Annotated in this window: 12 protein-coding genes and 1 pseudogene; 11 read left to right on the forward strand and 2 right to left on the reverse strand. The window is 73.8% G+C overall.

Annotated features, from left to right (window positions below; genetic code table 11):
* The first annotated feature begins 13 nt into the window (after positions 1-13).
* The 8 genes and pseudogenes from ACQP17_RS21820 to ACQP17_RS21855 all read left to right on the forward strand — a co-directional run bounded on the left by ACQP17_RS21820 (position 14) and on the right by ACQP17_RS21855 (position 10,377).
* Positions 14-817, forward strand: coding sequence for a TIGR03084 family metal-binding protein (locus ACQP17_RS21820; RefSeq protein ID WP_433857777.1), 804 nt, complete (start codon positions 14-16; stop codon positions 815-817).
* On the forward strand, positions 814-2,559 hold the full coding sequence (locus tag ACQP17_RS21825) for an acyclic terpene utilization AtuA family protein (RefSeq protein WP_433857778.1): 1,746 nt from the start codon (positions 814-816) through the stop codon (positions 2,557-2,559). Before ACQP17_RS21820 ends, ACQP17_RS21825 begins: the two co-directional genes overlap by 4 nt.
* On the forward strand, positions 2,556-4,154 hold the full coding sequence (locus tag ACQP17_RS21830; protein ID WP_433857779.1) for an acyl-CoA carboxylase subunit beta: 1,599 nt from the start codon (positions 2,556-2,558) through the stop codon (positions 4,152-4,154). The genes ACQP17_RS21825 and ACQP17_RS21830 overlap by 4 nt, the downstream gene beginning before the upstream one ends.
* A 7-nt stretch (positions 4,155-4,161) precedes the next feature.
* Positions 4,162-6,100: pseudogene (locus ACQP17_RS21835) on the forward strand (biotin carboxylase N-terminal domain-containing protein).
* Between the two features lie 55 nt (positions 6,101-6,155).
* Positions 6,156-7,319 carry an acyl-CoA dehydrogenase family protein gene (locus ACQP17_RS21840; RefSeq protein WP_433857780.1) on the forward strand — a complete coding sequence of 388 codons (1,164 nt, stop codon included), beginning with the start codon at positions 6,156-6,158 and terminating at the stop codon, positions 7,317-7,319.
* A 93-nt stretch (positions 7,320-7,412) separates the two neighbouring features.
* The gene (locus ACQP17_RS21845; RefSeq protein ID WP_433857781.1) at positions 7,413-9,002 is read left to right on the forward strand and encodes a 4-coumarate--CoA ligase family protein; all 1,590 of its coding nucleotides are present in this window, start codon (positions 7,413-7,415) and stop codon (positions 9,000-9,002) included.
* Positions 8,999-9,769 (forward strand): enoyl-CoA hydratase family protein, encoded by a 771-nt coding sequence (locus ACQP17_RS21850; protein WP_433857782.1) that lies wholly within the window; start codon positions 8,999-9,001, stop codon positions 9,767-9,769. The genes ACQP17_RS21845 and ACQP17_RS21850 overlap by 4 nt, the downstream gene beginning before the upstream one ends.
* Complete coding sequence (locus tag ACQP17_RS21855; protein ID WP_433857783.1) at positions 9,757-10,377, forward strand: TetR/AcrR family transcriptional regulator; 621 nt, start codon at positions 9,757-9,759, stop codon at positions 10,375-10,377. The genes ACQP17_RS21850 and ACQP17_RS21855 overlap by 13 nt, the downstream gene beginning before the upstream one ends.
* Positions 10,378-11,029: 652 nt before the next feature.
* On the opposite strand, the gene ACQP17_RS21860 is transcribed toward ACQP17_RS21855, so the two are convergent.
* A complete protein-coding gene (locus tag ACQP17_RS21860; protein ID WP_433857784.1) occupies positions 11,030-12,124 on the reverse strand; it encodes a citrate synthase 2 in 1,095 nt (364 codons plus the stop codon).
* 398 nt (positions 12,125-12,522) lie between these two features.
* On the opposite strand from ACQP17_RS21860, the gene pdxH reads away from it, so the two are divergent.
* Positions 12,523-13,212, forward strand: coding sequence for a pyridoxamine 5'-phosphate oxidase (pdxH, locus tag ACQP17_RS21865; RefSeq protein WP_433857785.1), 690 nt, complete (start codon positions 12,523-12,525; stop codon positions 13,210-13,212).
* Between the two features lie 405 nt (positions 13,213-13,617).
* Entirely contained in the window at positions 13,618-15,168 is a 1,551-nt protein-coding gene (locus tag ACQP17_RS21870) for a PAS domain-containing protein (RefSeq protein WP_433857786.1), read from the forward strand.
* Here the strand turns inward: ACQP17_RS21870 and ACQP17_RS21875 are convergent.
* Positions 15,156-15,923, reverse strand: a complete 768-nt coding sequence (locus ACQP17_RS21875) for an SIS domain-containing protein (protein WP_433857787.1) — start codon at positions 15,921-15,923, stop codon at positions 15,156-15,158. The genes ACQP17_RS21870 and ACQP17_RS21875 overlap by 13 nt on opposite strands.
* 185 nt (positions 15,924-16,108) lie before the next feature.
* Here ACQP17_RS21875 and ACQP17_RS21880 point away from each other — a divergent pair, with 185 nt between their 5' ends.
* The gene (locus ACQP17_RS21880; RefSeq protein ID WP_189102785.1) at positions 16,109-16,801 is read left to right on the forward strand and encodes a metal-dependent transcriptional regulator; all 693 of its coding nucleotides are present in this window, start codon (positions 16,109-16,111) and stop codon (positions 16,799-16,801) included.
* Positions 16,802-17,237: the final 436 nt, after the last annotated feature.

The raw sequence follows: 17,237 nt of genomic DNA on the forward strand, positions 1-17,237 counted from the left end.
AGGGGAGTGTCGCGTGTCCGATCCCGGCGCCGTACTGGCCGATCTCACGGCGGAGAGCGAGGAGTTGGACGCGCTGGTCGCCGAGCTGCCCGCCGGGCGCTGGGCGGACCCGACGCCCGCCGAGGGGTGGACCATCGCCCACCAGATCGCCCACCTGGCCTGGACCGACCGGCAGGCACTGCTCTCGGCCACCGACCCGGACGGGTTCGCGCGCGCCGCACAGGAGGCCTTCACCGCGCCGCTGACCTTCGTCGACGAGGCCGCCGAGGCCGGGGCCCGCACGCCCCCGGCACTGCTGCTCGACGACTGGCGGGCCGGCCGCGCGCGGCTGCTGACGGCGCTCGCCGAGCGCCCGGCGGGCGAGAAGCTGCCCTGGTACGGGCCGCCGATGAGCGTGGCGTCGATGGCCACCGCCCGGCTGATGGAGACCTGGGCGCACGGCCAGGACGTCGCCGACGCGCTGGGCGTCACCCGGGAGCCCACCGCGCGGCTGCGGCACATCGCCCGGATCGGGGTGCGCACCCGGGACTTCGCCTACGCCACCCACCAACTCGCCCCGCCGGCCGAGGAGTTCCGGGTCGAGCTGCGGGCGCCGGACGGCGGCGGGTGGGAGTACGGCCCGGCCGACGCGGCGCAGCGGGTGACCGGCGAGGCGCGCGAGTTCTGCCTGCTGGTCACCCAGCGGGCGCACCGCCGCGATCTGCCCTCCCTGCGGGCCGAGGGCCCCGACGCGGAACGCTGGCTGGAGATCGCGCAGGCCTTCGCCGGCCCGCCGGGCAAGGGGCGCGCCCCGTCGGGGAAGGGCCCCGCGGCATGAGCGGTGCCCCGGCGGACGGCGCCGGACCCGTGCGCCCCGTAGGCGCGGACCCCGCCCTGCTCCGGATCGGCAACGCCTCCGGGTTCTACGGCGACCGCTTCGACGCGCTGCGCGAGATGCTCACCGAAGGCCCGCTGGACGTGCTGACCGGCGACTACCTCGCCGAGCTGACCATGCTGATCCTCGGCCGCGACCGGCTGAAGGACCCCACCCGCGGCTACGCCAGGACCTTTCTGCGGCAGCTGGAGGAGGGGCTCGGGCTGGCCGTCGAACGCGGGGTGCGGATCGTCACCAACGCGGGCGGACTGAATCCGGCCGGACTGGCCGACGCCGTCCGGGAGTTGGCGGACAAGGCCGGGCTGCCCCTACGGGTCGCACACGTAACGGGTGACGATCTGCTGGCCCGCGGGGGGTGGGGCGAGGGGGTGCTGACCGCCAACGCCTACCTGGGCGGCGCCGGGATCGCCGCGTGTCTGCGGGCCGGGGCCGATGTGGTGGTGACCGGGCGGGTCACCGACGCCGCGCTGGTCAGCGGCGCGGCACAGGCACACTTCGGCTGGCGGCCGCAGGACCTGGACCAGCTGGCCGGGGCGGTGGTCGCCGGGCACGTGCTGGAGTGCGGCACCCAGGCCACCGGTGGCAACTACTCCTTCTTCGAGGCCCATGACGTGCGGCGGCCCGGCTTCCCGCTCGCCGAGATCGCCGCCGACGGCAGCTCCGTGATCACCAAGCACCCCGGCACCGGCGGCGCGGTCACCCCCGAAACGGTCACCGCCCAGCTGCTCTACGAGACCTCCGGCGCCCGCTACGCCGGGCCGGACGTGACCGCGCGGCTGGACACCGTCCACCTGACGCAGGACGGGCCCGACCGGGTCCGGATCGGGCCGGTGCGCGGCGAGGCGCCACCGCCGACCCTCAAGGCCGGACTGACCCGCCTCGGCGGCTGGCGCAACGAGGTCACCTTCGTGCTGACCGGGCTGGACGTACCGGCCAAGGCCGCGCTGGTCCGCGGGCAGCTGGAAGCGGCCCTGGACGCCGCGGGGCACCGCCCGGCCGAGGTGCGCTGGACGCTGGCCCGCACCGACCACGACGACGCGGACGTCCAGGAGGAGGCGAGCGCGCTGCTGCGGCTGGTGGTGCGCGACACCGACCAGGACGTGGTGGGGCGGGTGGTCAGCGGCGCCGCCGTCGAACTCGCCCTCGCCAGCTACCCCGGCTTCCACGTCACCGCGCCGCCCGGTAAGGGCACCCCGTACGGGGTCTTCGAGGCGGTGGCGGTGGACGCGGCCGGGGTGCCCCACCTGGCCGTCCTCCCGGACGGGACCACGGTGCGCTGCCCACCCCCGGACCACACACGGGAGTTGGCGCGCCCGGCCGACCCGGAGCTGCCCGCGCCACTGCCCGCCACCGGCACCCGGCGGGCGCCGCTCGGCCTGGTCGCCGGTGCCCGCAGCGGGGACAAGGGCGGCGCCGCGAACATCGGGGTGTGGGCCCGCACCGAACAGGGTTGGCGCTGGCTGGCCCACGAACTGACCGTCGAACGGCTGCGGCAGCTGCTGCCGGAGACCGCCGGCCTGCCGGTCGACCGGCACGTACTGCCGAATCTGCGCGCGCTCAACTTCGTCGTCGACGGACTGCTCGGCGAGGGCGTGGCCGCCCAGGCCCGGTTCGATCCGCAGGCCAAGGCCGTGGGGGAGTGGCTGCGCGCGCGGCACATGGACATACCGGAGGTGTTGTTTTGACCGTGCTCGCAACCGGGCTCGACACGACGGGCGCCGAGTACACCGAGCGCCGGGCGGCGATGCTCGCGAAGCTGACCGACGTCGGGGCCGCGCACGCCGAGGCGACCGCGGGCGGCGGGGAGAAGTACGTCGCCCGGCACCGGGGGCGCGGCAAACTGCTCGCCCGGGAGCGCATCGAGCTGCTGCTCGACCCCGACACCCCGTTCCTGGAACTGTCGCCGCTCGCCGCCTGGGGCAGTGACTACCCCGTCGGCGCCTCGGTGGTCACCGGCATCGGCACCGTCGAGGGCGTGGAGTGCCTGATCACCGCCAACGACCCGACGGTGCGCGGCGGCGCCAGCAACCCCTGGTCGCTGAAGAAGGCGCTGCGGGCCAACGAGATCGCCTTCGCCAACCGGCTGCCGCTGATCTCGCTCGTCGAGTCCGGCGGCGCCGATCTGCCCAGCCAGAAGGAGATCTTCATCCCGGGCGGGGCGCTGTTCCGCGACCTCACCCGGCTGTCGTCGGCCGGCATCCCGACCGTCGCCGTGGTCTTCGGCAACTCGACCGCCGGCGGCGCCTACGTCCCCGGCATGTCCGACCACGTCATCATGGTCAAGGAACGCGCCAAGGTGTTCCTGGGCGGGCCGCCGCTGGTCAAGATGGCGACCGGCGAGGAGAGCGACGACGAGTCGCTGGGCGGCGCCGAGATGCACGCCCGCACCTCCGGCCTCGCCGACTACTTCGCGCTGGACGAGCCGGACGCGCTGCGCCAGGCCCGCCGGGTGGTCGCCCGCCTCAACTGGCGCAAGGCCCACCCGGATCCGGCCCCGGCCGCCCCGCCCGTGTACGACGAGGAGGAGCTGCTCGGGATCGTCCCCGGCGACCTCAAGGCGCCGTTCGACCCCCGCGAGGTCATCGCCCGGATCGTGGACGGCTCCGACTTCGACGAGTTCAAGCCGCTCTACGGGCCGAGCCTGGCCACCGGCTGGGCGCGCTTGCACGGCTACCCGGTCGGCATCCTCGCCAACGCCCAGGGCGTGCTCTTCAGCGCGGAGTCGCAGAAGGCCGCCCAGTTCATCCAGCTCGCCAACCAGCGCGACATCCCGCTGCTGTTCCTCCACAACACCACCGGCTACATGGTCGGCAAGGAGTACGAGCAGGGCGGCATCATCAAACACGGCGCGATGATGATCAACGCGGTGTCGAACTCGAAGGTCCCGCACCTGTCCGTGCTCATGGGCGCCTCCTACGGGGCCGGCCACTACGGGATGTGCGGCCGCGCCTACGACCCCCGCTTCCTGTTCGCCTGGCCGAGCGCCAAGTCCGCCGTCATGGGGCCGCAGCAACTGGCCGGTGTGCTCTCCCTCGTCGCCCGCGCCTCGGCCGCCGCCAAGGGGCAGCCCTACGACGAGGAGGCGGACGCCGGGCTGCGCGCCATGGTCGAGCAGCAGATCGAGTCGGAGTCGCTGCCGATGTTCCTGTCCGGGCGGCTCTACGACGACGGGGTCATCGACCCGCGCGACACCCGAACCGTCCTCGGCCTGTGCCTGTCCGCCCTCCACACCGCCCCGGTCGAGGGCGCGCGGGGCGGCTTCGGCGTCTTCCGGATGTGAGGCAGAAGTGATCCGTTCCGTCCTCGTCGCCAACCGCGGCGAAATAGCCCGGCGCGTCTTTCGTACCTGCCGTGAGCTGGGCATCTCCACCGTCGCCGTGTACTCGGACGCGGATGCCGACGCCTGCTTCGTCCAGGAGGCCGACGCCGCTGTCCGGCTTCCTGGCGAGGCCCCCGCCGACACCTATCTGCGCGGCGATCTGATCGTGGCGGCGGCCCGCGCCGCCGGCGCCGACGCCGTCCACCCCGGCTACGGCTTCCTCTCCGAGAACGCCGGCTTCGCCGCGGCGGTCACCGGCGCGGGCCTGGCCTGGATCGGCCCGCCGCCCGCCGCCATCGAGGCGATGGCCTCCAAGACGCGGGCCAAGGAGCTGATGTCGGCCGCCGGGGTGCCGCTGCTGGCGCCCGTCGACCCCGGCGCGGCCACCGCGGCCGACCTGCCGCTGCTGGTGAAGGCCGCCTCCGGCGGCGGCGGCCGCGGCATGCGCCTGGTCACCGAACTCGCCTCGCTGGACGAGGAGCTGACCGCCGCCAAGGCCGAGGCGGCGGCCGCCTTCGGGGACGGCGAGGTGTTCGTCGAGCCGTACGTCGTGGGCGGCCGCCACGTCGAGGTGCAGATCCTCGCCGACGCGCACGGCACCGTCTGGACGCTCGGCACCCGCGACTGCTCCCTCCAGCGCCGCCACCAGAAGGTCATCGAGGAGGCCCCGGCCCCCGCCCTGCCCGACGACCTGCGCGAGACCCTGCACGGCGCCGCGGACCGGGCCGCGCGGGCCCATCGACTACCGGGGCGCGGGCACCGTGGAGTTCCTGGTCTCCGCGGACGGCAAGGCCTACTTCCTGGAGATGAACACCCGCCTCCAGGTCGAACACCCGGTCACCGAGGAGATCCACGGCCTCGACCTGGTCGCCCTCCAGCTGCGGGTCGCCGAGGGCCGGCCCCTGGACGGCGAGCCGCCCCGGCCGCACGGACACGCCGTGGAGGCCCGGCTGTACGCCGAGGACCCCGCCGCCGGCTGGCAGCCACAGACCGGCACCCTGCACCGGCTGGACCTTCCCGAGGGCGTCCGGCTGGACTCCGGGGTGCGCGACGGCGACACCATCGGCGTCCACTACGACCCGATGCTCGCCAAGGTCATCGCCTGGGCGCCGAGCCGCCAGGAGGCGATACGCAAGCTGGCGGGCGCCCTGGAACGGGCCGCCCTCCACGGCCCCGTCACCAACCGCGACCTGCTCGTCCGGTCCCTGCGCCACCCGGAGTTCACCGACCCCGGCGCGCTGGACACCGGCTTCTACGACCGCAACCTCGCCGCGCTCACCGGCTCCGGCGCGGACGGCGGGGCCGTCTTCGCGCTCGCCGCCGCCCTCGCCGACGCGGCCGGCCGCTCCCGCTTCGGGGGCTTTCGCAACGTCCCCTCCGGGCCGCAGACCAAGACCTACGCCTGCGGGGACACCGAATACGCGATCCGCTACCGGCTCGGCCGGGACGGGCTGACGGCCGAGGACTTCCCCGGCGTGCGGCTGCTGACCCTCGGCGCCGACGCGGTGGTGCTCGAGGTCGACGGCGTCCGGCGGCGGTTCGCGGTCGCCCGCCACGGCGACCGGGTCCATGTCGACGCGCCCCCGCTGACCGGCGCGGACGGCCCCTGCGCCTGGTCGTTCACCGCGCTGCCCCGCTTCCCCGACCCCGCCGCCCGCACCGAGCCCGGCTCACTGCTGGCGCCGATGCCCGGCACGGTCGTACGGATCGCCCCCGGCCTGACCGAGGGCGACCGGGTCGAGGCCGGCCAGCCGCTGCTGTGGCTGGAGGCGATGAAGATGGAGCACAAGATCACCGCACCCGCCGCCGGCACCCTCACCTCGCTGCCCGTCCACACCGGTCGGCAGGTCGAGGTGGGCGCCCTGCTGGCCGTCGTCGACGCCACGACACCGCCGGCCCCGGACTGACCCCGCCCCTCCCTCGCCCGCGCACCACCTCACCCACCGCACACATGGAGCCGTCATGAGCAACCCTGTGATCGAGTCCGAGGAACACCGCGCCCTCCGCAGCTCCGTCGCCGCCCTCGGCAAGCGCTACGGCCGGGAGTACATCACGCAGGCCGTGGCCGAGGGCCGGCACGCCGACGCGCTCTGGGCGGAGGCCGCCAAGCTCGGCTACCTCGGCGTCAACCTCCCCGAGGAGTACGGCGGCGGGGGCGGCGGCATCGCCGAACTCTCCCTCGTGCTGGAGGAGTTGGGGGCTGCCGGGTGTCCGCTGCTGATGATGGTGGTCTCGCCCGCGATCTGCGGCACGGTCATCGCCCGCTTCGGCACCGAGGCGCAGAAGCAGGAGTGGCTCCCGGGCCTCGCCGACGGCACCCGCACCATGGCCTTCGGCATCACCGAGCCGGACGCCGGCTCCAACTCGCACCGCATCACGACCACCGCCCGCCGGGACGGCTCGGATTGGGTCCTCAACGGCCGGAAGGTCTTCATCTCCGGCGTCGACATCGCCGACGCCACCCTGATCGTCGGCCGTACCGAGGACGCCAGGACCGGACGCCTCAAGCCCTGTCTGTTCATCGTCCCGCGCGAGACCCCCGGCTTCGGCCGCCGCCCCATCGACATGGAACTGGCCGCCGCCGAGAAGCAGTTCGAGCTGACCCTGGACGAGGTGCGGCTGCCCGCCGGGGCGCTGGTCGGCGACGAGGACGCCGGGCTGCTCCAGCTGTTCGCCGGGCTCAACCCCGAGCGGATCATGACCGCCGCGTTCGCCCTGGGCATGGGCCGCTACGCGCTCGACCGGGCCGTCGACTACGCCCGCACCCGGCAGGTGTGGAAGGAGCCCATCGGCGCCCACCAGGCCATCGCCCACCCCCTCGCCCAGGCCCATATCGAGCTGGAACTCGCCCGGCTGATGATGCAGAAGGCCGCCCATCTCTACGACGCGGGCGACGACATGGGCGCCGGCGAGGCCGCCAACATGGCCAAGTACGCGGCGGCCGAGGCGGCGGTCCACGCCGTCGACCAGGCCGTGCACACCCTCGGCGGCAACGGTCTCACCCGGGAGTACGGCCTCGCCTCGATGGTCACCGCGGCCCGGGTGGCGCGGATCGCCCCGGTCAGCCGGGAGATGATCCTCAACTTTGTCTCACACCAGACGCTGGGGCTGCCCAAGTCGTACTGAGCGCGCGATGCTGCTCGCGCCGGACGGCCCGCCCGCCCGGCCGGGCGGCACCGTGCCGCCCGTCGTCCTCCCGCCCGAAGGGAAAGGCCCAGGATGGTGTCCCCTGTCTTCCGCAGCGAGTACGCCGACATCGCCCCCGTGGAACTGCCGATCCACGAGGCGGTCCTCGCCAGGGCGGCGGAGTACGGCGAGCAACCCGCCCTCGTCGACGGCCTCGACGGCACCACCCTCAGCTACGCCCGGCTCGACCACCTCAGCCGCCGGATCGCCGCCGCGCTCGCCGCCTCCGGCCTCCGCAAGGGCGACGTCCTCGCCCTGCACAGCCCCAACTCCGTCCTCTTCCCGGTCGTGTTCTACGCCGCCACCCGCTGCGGCGCGGCGGTCACCACCGTCCACCCGCTGGCCACCGAGGACGAGTTCACCAAGCAGCTGACCGACTCCGGGGCCCGCTGGATCGTCACCGTGTCGGCGCTGCTGGACACCGCCCGCTGCGCGGCACGCAAGGCCGGCGGCGTCGCCGAGATCCTCGTCTGCGACCGCGCCCCCGGCCACCGCGGCATCCAGGACCTGGCCGCCTGCACCGACCCGGAACCGTCCGTCGCCCTCGACCCGGCCACCGACCTCGCCGCCCTGCCGTACTCCTCCGGCACCACCGGCGCCCCCAAGGGCGTGATGCTCACCCACCGCAGCATCGCCACCAACCTCGCCCAGCTCACCCCGCTGATCTCCAGCGGCCCCGGCGACCGGGTACTGGCCGTCCTGCCGTTCTTCCACATCTACGGCCTGACCGCCCTGATGAACGCCCCGCTGCGGCAGGGCGCCACCGTCGTCGTGCTGCCCCGCTTCGACCTGGGGCAGTTCCTCACCGCGATCGAACGCCACCGCATCACCGCCGTCTACGTCGCGCCCCCGATCGTGCTGGCCCTGGCCAAGGACCCCCGCGTCGCCGACCACGACCTGTCCTCACTGCGCTACCTCGTCAGCGCCGCCGCACCCCTGGACGCCGACCTGGCCGCGGCCTGCTCCCGGCGCCTGGGCCTGCCCCCGGTCCTCCAGGCCTACGGGATGACGGAGTTGAGCCCGGGCACCCACGTCGTCCCCCTCGACGCCCCGAACCCGCCCCCGGGAGCCGTCGGCAAGCTGATCCCCAACACGGAGATGCGGCTGGTGTCCCTGGAGACCGGCGCGGACGTGCCGCCGGGGGAGAGCGGCGAGATCCTGATCCGCGGCCCCCAGGTCATGAAGGGCTATCTGGGACGGCCCGCCGACACCGACGCGATGATCGACCCCGACGGCTGGCTGCACACCGGCGACGTCGGACGGGCGGACGCCGACGGCTGGCTCCATGTCGTCGACCGGGTCAAGGAGTTGATCAAATACAAGGGCTACCAGGTCGCCCCGGCCGACCTCGAAGCGCTGCTGCTCGGGCACGAGTCGATCGCCGACGCGGCCGTCATCGGCGTCCTCGACGCGGACGGCAACGAGGTCCCCAAGGCGTTCGTGGTCCGGCAGCGGGGGGCCCGGCTCAGCGAGGACGAGGTCCTCACGTACGTTGCCGGGCAGGTGGCCCCCTACAAGAAAGTGCGCCGCGTGGAATTCCTGGACAGCGTGCCGCGCGCCGCCACCGGCAAGATCCTGCGGCGCGAACTGCGCGCCAGGGAAAGGAGTACGACGCCCCGATGACCGATGCCCCCGCGACCCCCCTGGTACTGCGCTCCCACGAGCGCGGCATCACCACCCTGACCCTGGACTCCCCGCACAACCGCAACGCCCTCTCCACCCGCCTGGTGGGCGAACTCCACCAGGCCCTCGCGGACGCCGCCGCCGACCGGGGGACCCGCGCCGTCGTCCTCACCCACACCGGCGGCACCTTCTGCGCCGGCGCCGACCTCTCCGAGGCCACCTCGGGCGCGGCCACGGACGGACCGCTGGGCCTGGCCCGGCTGCTGCGCGCCCTGGTGGAACTGCCCAAACCGGTCGTCGCCCGGGTCACCGGACACGTCCGGGCCGGCGGCCTGGGCCTGCTCGGCGCCTGCGACATCTCCGCCGCCGGACCGGGCGCCACCTTCGCTTTCACCGAGGCCCGCCTCGGCCTCGCCCCCGCCGTCATCTCGCTGCCGCTGCTGCCGCGCCTGGACCCGCGCGCCGCCGGCCGCTACTACCTGACCGGCGAGACCTTCGACGCGGCCGAGGCGGCCCGGATCGGCCTGGTCACCCTCGCCGCCGACGACGTCGACGGCGGCCTGGCACCCGTACTGGACGGCCTGCGCAAGGGCTCGCCCCAGGGCCTGGCCGAGTCGAAGAAGCTGGTCACCGCCCAGGTGCTGGACACCTTCGACCGGGACACCGAGGCGCTCGCCGCCCATTCCGTGCGGCTCTTCGGCTCCGCCGAGGCCCGCGAGGGCATGACCGCCTTCCTGGAGCGACGGGCCCCCGCATGGGCGCGCTGACCCCCGCCCGCGGCCCCAAGCAGCCCCAGCAGGAACGCAGCCGCGCCACCCGCCTCAAACTGCTGGAGGCCGCCGTCTCCTGCCTCGCCGAGCACGGCTGGAGCGGCAGCACGGTCTCCGTGGTCGCCGAACGCGCGGGCGTCTCCCGGGGCGCCGCCCAGCACCACTTCCGCACCCGCGAGGACCTCTTCACCGCCGCCGTCGAACACGTCGCGGAAAAGCGCCAGGGCGCCGTCAAGGCCGTCGCCCACAACCTCCCGCCGGCCGGCTCCGTCGCCCGCACCTGGATCATCGTCGAAGAACTCGTCGGCCTCTACACGGGCCCGCTGTTCCGCGCCGCGCTCCACCTGTGGGTGGCCGCCTCCGACGAGGAACAACTCCGCGACCGCGTCACCGCCCTGGAAGCGAAGGTGGGCCGCGAGGCCCACCGCACGGCCGTGACCCTCCTGGACGCCGACGAATCGGTGCCCGGCGTCCGCGAAACGGTCCAGGGCCTCCTCGACATGGCCCGCGGCCTGGGCCTCGCCAACCTCCTCACCGACGACTCGCCCCGGCGCGACCGGGTGGTCGAACAGTGGGCGACGATCATCGACGGGGTTCTCCGCTAGTTGTTTGTCTTCCCACGTTTTTGTCTTTCCCGCCGTGGGGGTCGTTCGCCTTTCCGCTGCGCGGGGCTGTTTCGTGCGTTGTCGGCTGTCCCGCCGTGGGGGTTTGTCGCCGTTGCGCCTGCGGCGGGCCGGTCCGCTGCGCTTGACCGTTCTTCCCACGTTGTTTTCTGCGGCGACGTGGTGTCGTCTCGCCGTTGCGCCTGCGGCGGGCGCGTGGTTGTCGGGTGCGGTGACGGTCCTGCGGGGGTGGGTGTTCGGACTGCTTCGCTTTACGTCCGAACACCCACCCCCTCCGGCCCGTCCCCTCCCGTGGGGGGAGAAGTTTCGGTGGGTGGGGGCGGGCCGTCGTGCCGTTGTCGGCTGCTTCGGTACGACCACGAGGCGCGCTCACCCAGCCACGTTCACCCCCACCGGCCTTCTTCCCTTCCCTCAACGGGAGGGGGCGGGCCGGAGGGGCCTGGTGTGTGGACGTAAAGCGAAGCAGTCCACACACCAGGCCCCGGAGGACCGACACCGCACCCGACAGCCCCGCGCAGCGGACCCCGCCCGCCGCCGGCGCAACGGCGAGAAACCACCACGGCGGGAAAGCCAAAAACGTGGGAAGCCAGCCAAGCGCAGCGGAACGGCGGGGAAAGCCAAAAACGTGGGAAGCCTAACGAACCCCGAAGCCCTCGATCTCCCGCGGGCTCCGCTCGCTGGGTCCCACATATCGGGCCGACGGCCGCACCAGTCGGCCCGTCCGCTTCTGTTCGAGGATGTGCGCGCTCCAGCCCGCCGTGCGGGCGCAGGTGAACATCGAGGTGAACATGTGCGCCGGGACCTCCGCGAAGTCCAGCACGATCGCCGCCCAGAACTCGACGTTGGTGGCCAGCACCCGGTCGGGGCGGCGGTTGTGGAGCTCCTCCAGGGCGGCCTTCTCCAGCGCCTCGGCGACCTCGAAGCGGGGGGCGGCCAGTTCCTTGGCGGTGCGCCGCAGCACGCGCGCCCGCGGGTCCTCGGCGCGGTAGACGCGGTGGCCGAAGCCCATCAGCCGCTCGCCCTGGTCGAGGGCCTTGCGGACGTAGGCGGCGGCGTCGCCGGTGCGCTCGATCTCCTCGATCATGCCCAGGACGCGGGAGGGCGCGCCGCCGTGCAGCGGGCCGGACATCGCGCCGACCGCACCGGAGAGCGCCGCCGCCACGTCCGCGCCGGTGGAGGCGATGACGCGGGCGGTGAAGGTGGAGGCGTTCATGCCGTGTTCGGCGGCCGAGGTCCAGTACGCGTCGACGGCCTTGACGTGCTTGGGGTCCGGCTCGCCGCGCCAGCGCTTCATGAAGCGCTCGACGACCGTCTCCGCCGTGTCGATCTCCTTCTGCGGCACCATCGGCAGGCCCTGCCCACGCGCCGACTGGGCGACGTACGACAGCGCCATCACCGCGGCGCGGGCGAGGTTGTCACGGGCCGTCGCCTCGTCGATGTCCAGCAGCGGCTTGAGGCCCCACACGGGCGCCAGCATCGCGAGCGCGGACTGCACGTCGACCCGGATGTCCCCGGAGTGAACCGGGATCGGGAACGGCTCGGCGGGCGGCAGGCCGGGGTTGAACGCCCCGTCCACCAGCAGACCCCAGACGTTGCCGAACGACACGTGACCGACGAGCTCTTCGATGTCGACCCCGCGATAGCGAAGGGCACCGCCTTCCTTGTCGGGTTCGGCGATCTCCGTCTCGAACGCGACGATTCCCTCGAGTCCGGGTACGAAGTCGGACATCAGGCGGCTCCTCAAGCTGGGGCCGGCAGACGCTCCGTGAGCGGCTGCCGTGCGGTCGTGGTGTGCGGCGCCGGCGCGGCTACGCGGCTGCTGGCAGCTCGCGGTCCGAACCGGGCGCCCAGGTGATGCCCTGCCAGGGCACCGGTCACGCGACGGTCCTGCCCGCAGTGGTCGGCCGCGGGCGGTGCGGTGCGGCGGTGTGGTGCGTCGGTACAGCCGGACGGACACGATAGCTCTCCGTGTCCGAAGCCCACAGTGGGCCGGGCCATGATTTTGTCGGGTCCCTCACCTGCGGGGAAGCGTGAGAACCGGCACAGTCGTGGATTTGCCGTCGGGAGGGTTACGGCCCGGCGGCCGGGGGCAGACTTCCGCCCCTCCAGCTGACCGGGCCGCGGCCGATGCTGCAAGATGAGGCCGTGCATCCAGCCGACGCGTCCCCCGCCGAGAACCCCGACCCCTCCTCCATGCGTGCGCACTACCGCGCCGAGGGACTCGCCGAGTCCGACCTCGCCGCGGGCCCCTACGACCAGTTCGCCCGCTGGTTCAAGGACGCGACGGTGGCCGGGCTGCACGAGCCGAACGCGATGGTCGTCTCGACCGCGGACGCCGCCGGCCGGCCCAGCTCGCGGACCGTGCTCCTCAAGGCGTTCGACGATCGCGGCTTCGTGTTCTTCACCAACTACAACAGCCGCAAGGGGCGTGAACTGGCCGAAAATCCCGCCATTTCGCTGCTGTTCCCCTGGCACCCGCTCGCCCGCCAGGTCGTGGTGGGCGGCACCGCCGAACGCATCGGCCGGGACGAGACCGCGGCCTACTTCCGCACCCGCCCGCACGGCTCCCAGCTGGGCGCCTGGGCCAGCGACCAGTCCGCCCCGGTCGCCTCGCGCGCGGAACTGGAGGGCGCCTACGAGGAATTGGCGGCCCGCTACCCGGAGGGCGAACAGGTCCCGGCGCCGCCGCACTGGGGCGGCTACCGGATCGCCGCCACGACGGTCGAATTCTGGCAGGGCCGGCTCAACCGGCTGCACGACCGGCTGCGCTACGTCGCCGAGCCCGGCGGGTGGCGCGTGGAGCGGCTGGCCCCCTGAGACACGCGGGCCGGGGGCGGCGGGCCCGTCCGTCCACGCAGACGACCCGCGGGCTGCCTCCTCCGCGCTCGGTGGCGCGAAGGGCCGGTCGGACGAACCGGCAGCCCGCGGGTCGGGTGACTGCTTGGGATTGGCCGGCTGCGCATCTGCAGTATGCGCCGGTCCGGCGCTGCACTTCGGTGAAGCGACGGGCCGCTAGCCCGCAGCCACCTCACGCGTCCGGTGCGAAATCATTGGCCGAACCACCTCCCTTCTCGTGTGCTCCACACATTAGGAAGCAGCCCCGCCCGGCACAACCACATTTCCCGGAAGCAACGATTTCCGTGAATCGCGGGTGTCCTGTGTCACGTTCCAGTTGAATGTTCCCAGGTGGAGCATGTGTGGCCGCGTTCGTGAGGGGTGCCAGTGACTGCTTCGTCAGCTTCTTCAGACCTTTCCGGTCCCCCCGGGGCTCCCGGACTGCCGGGCGTCCCCGGCCCGCCGGCAGCGGAGCGCCGCGCCGCCGACGGGAGCGACGACTCCGGTCTGCTCGCCGCGCTCCTGGACGGCATGGACGCCGCCCTCGTCGCCTTCGCCGCGGACGGCACGGTCACCCACTGGAACCACGAGGCGGCCCGCATCCTGGGCTGGACCACCGCCGAGGCCGTCGGCCGTACGGGACTGGCCGGATGGGCGGTCCGCAAGGAGGACGCCGACGGGATCGAGGCCGCCCTGGCCGCGGCGATGCGCTCCCCGGGCCGCCAGGTGCACGAATTCGCCCTGCTCACCAAGGAGGGCCACCGCGTCCTCGTGCGCACCCAGTCCTCCGCGGTGCGGGGGCCCGGCGGCCGGATCGCGGGTGTGTACTGCGCCTTCAGCAAGGTGCACACCCAGCTGGACCTGGAGCGGTCCGTGGCGCTGGCCGAGGCGCTGTTCGAGGACGCGTCGTGGGGCGTGGTGCTGATCGACGCCGATCTGCGGCCCGCCGTCGTCAATGCCCAGGCCGGCCGCATCCTGGGCGTGGGGCGCACGGCCCTGCTGGGCCGCCCCCTCGGCGAGCTGCTGGCGCAGGGCGTCGAGGAGCTGGAGTGCGCCCTGCAGCACGTCCTCGCCGAGGGCGCCCCGCCGGCCACCGCCGAGCTGTGGGTGACGCTGCGCTCCGAGGGGGCCGAACTCCCGCGCCGGTGCTGGCGCAGCGGCTTCGTGCGGCTGGCCTCCCCGCTGGCCGAGGAGCCGGTGCCGCTGGGCGTGGCCTGGCTCTTCCAGGACGTCACGGACGCCAAGCGCGCCGAGCAGGAGGGCTCGCTGCTGCGGTTCCGCGCCCGCCAGCTCCACCGCGCGGGCCGGGCGGCCGCGGACTGCCCCGACCCGGCCGAGGCCGCCGCCGTACACCTCGACTTCGCCCTGGCGGGCTTCGCCGATCACGGCCTGGTCGACCTGGCCACGGCGCCCCCGCCCCTGCCGTACGGGGCGGTCGCCGAGGACACCGGGACCGCCGGCGATGCCGGGGGTGACGCACCCGGCGGCGCGTACGGGAGCGCGTACGGCGCCGACGCGGGCCCGCCGCCCGGCGGCCGGCTCCGGCTGGTGCGGACGCTGGCCTCCCCGGCCGGGGAGCCCGGTCCCGCCGAGCGGCTGCCGGCGACCGGCCTGCCCGTGCCGTACGCGCCGGGCCATCCCGCGCTCCAGGCCTGCGAGCGGCGCGGCCCGGTGCGTACCGGCGCCGGATCCGCCGCCCCCGAGGGCTGGGCGGCTGCCCGTCACTGGCCGGACGGCACCGTGCACGGCCTGTGCGTGGTGCTCCGCAGCCGCGGCCGCACCCTGGGCGTCGTGACGTTTCTGCGGACTCCCGCGCGCCGGCCCTTCGACCGGGCGGACGCGGACTACGCGGAGGAGGTGGCGGCCCGGATCGCCGCCGCCCTCGACCTCGCGGGCGCCGCGGCGCTCGGCGGCGCGCCCCCGGCTCACTGCCGGTAGAAGATCCGGTCCGCGTAGGCGCCCATCACGTGCGCGTTCCAGTCGTGGCCGCCGTCGACGTTCCCCGAGCGCAGCAGCGGCGGGTCGATGCCCCGCTCCGCGAGGACGCCGGCCGCCGATGCCACCATGGCCTGCATGATCGCGCTGGTGACGACGGTGGAGGCCGGGGCGAACGGCGCGTCGATGCCGGGCAGCGTCAGCTCCGCGTCGCCGGGCGGGATCCGGCTGTCCAGCACGAGGTCGCAGTGGTCCTTCAGGAAGCTGCCGGAGGCGTGCCGGGACCGGGTGGCCTGCGCGTACGCCACGGAGGTCACGCCGATGACCTTGATCCCCAGGGCGCGGGCGTTGAGCGCCATCTCCACGGGCAGCGGGTTGCGTCCGGACAGCGAGATGATCACCAGCACGTCGCCCGCCGTCAGGGGGCTGCTGTCCAGGACCGCCGCGGCCAGCCCGTCGACCCGCTCCAGCGCGCTGCCGAGCGTCGCCGGCCGCACGTCCACGCCCACCACACCCGGGACCGACAGCAGATTCATGACCGCCAGGCCGCCGGCGCGGTAGACCGTGTCCTGGGCGGGCAGCGAGGAGTGGCCGGCGCCGAAGGTGAAGATCCGTCCGCCCGCCGCGACGGCGTCCGCGAGCAGGGAGCCGGCCGCGGTGATGCCCTCGCCCTCCGCGTCGCGGACCTGTCGCAGCAGGTCGATCGCGGCGTCGAAGAAGTCCCCGGCCAGCCGGTCGCTCCGGTCGCTCTCCGCCATGGCCGCGGCCCCTCTCGTCGGATCTCGGCGTCTGTGATCAGTGGCGCGGATCACGTTGCGGTCTGGACCAGTGCGCTGTCAATACGGCGGTGCGGGGCCGCCGCCGCTCACGGCGCGGCACCGTTGTCGGTGGGATGCGTCAGAATTGGGAACAGGGCCACCGCACCACACATCGAGGGGCACGCATGTCAGGACTGATCGACACCACGGAGATGTATCTCCGCACCGTCCTCGAGCTGGAAGAGGAAGGTGTGGTGCCCATGCGCGCACGCATCGCGGAGCGCCTCGAACAGAGCGGCCCGACGGTGAGCCAGACCGTGGCACGCATGGAGCGGGACGGGCTGCTGACGGTCGCCGGCGACCGTCATCTGGAGCTCACGGAAGAGGGCCGGCAGCTGGCGACCCGGGTGATGCGCAAGCACCGCCTCGCCGAGTGCCTGCTCGTCGACGTCATCGGCCTCGAATGGGAGCAGGTGCACGCCGAGGCCTGCCGCTGGGAGCACGTCATGAGTGAGGCGGTCGAGCGCCGCGTCCTGGAGCTGCTGCGGCACCCGACGGAGTCCCCGTACGGCAACCCCATCCCCGGCCTGGCCGAGCTGGGCGAGAAGTCCGAGGTCGACCCGTTCCTCGACGCGGGAATGGTGAGCCTGATGGACCTGGACGCCGGGGCCGACGGCAAGACGGCCGTGGTGCGCCGGATCGGCGAGCCCATCCAGGCCGACGCCCAGCTGATGTACACCCTGCGCCGCGCCGGTGTGCAGCCGGGCGCGGTGGTGAGCGTGACGGAGTCGCCGGCCGGGGTGCTGGTCGGCAGCAGCGGTGAGGCCGCCGAGCTGGGCTCCGAGATCGCCGCACATGTCTTTGTCGCCAAGCGTTGAAAGCGGTTTCAGACTCTTTCCTTCTCGCACATCCGCCCGCATTTCCCTGCCGAGCCCGCTGAGCTGCGCTGACGCGCCGTACGGCGGGCTCGGCAAGTTCTTGCCTGTTGAACGGACTTGTGCGAATCCGTGCGATACGGCCGGTCCCGTGGCACGCTGACGCATGGTCGTGCGGCGGCCTGTCCCGGCCGGGAGGGGGCTCGGATGCATCCACCCGTGGTGGGAAACAGTCAGGGCCCCGGCGCTGCGAGCAGCCGGGGCCCTGCCTCCCCATGTCCCCCACCCAAGACCCGGAGCCCCGAGCTCTCAGGGTCTTTCCCCACGGGCCCCCTTCCCGGTAGGGCCCGCCTCCCGGCAGATGTCTCCCCGTGGCGGGCGCGGACAATCCCCGAGTGAGGTCACTCGAACGAGGGGTATTCCGCGCCAAAGCGGCGCG

The sequence above is a fragment of the Streptomyces kronopolitis genome, assembly GCF_050953795.1.
GTDB lineage: Bacteria > Actinomycetota > Actinomycetes > Streptomycetales > Streptomycetaceae > Streptomyces > Streptomyces kronopolitis_A.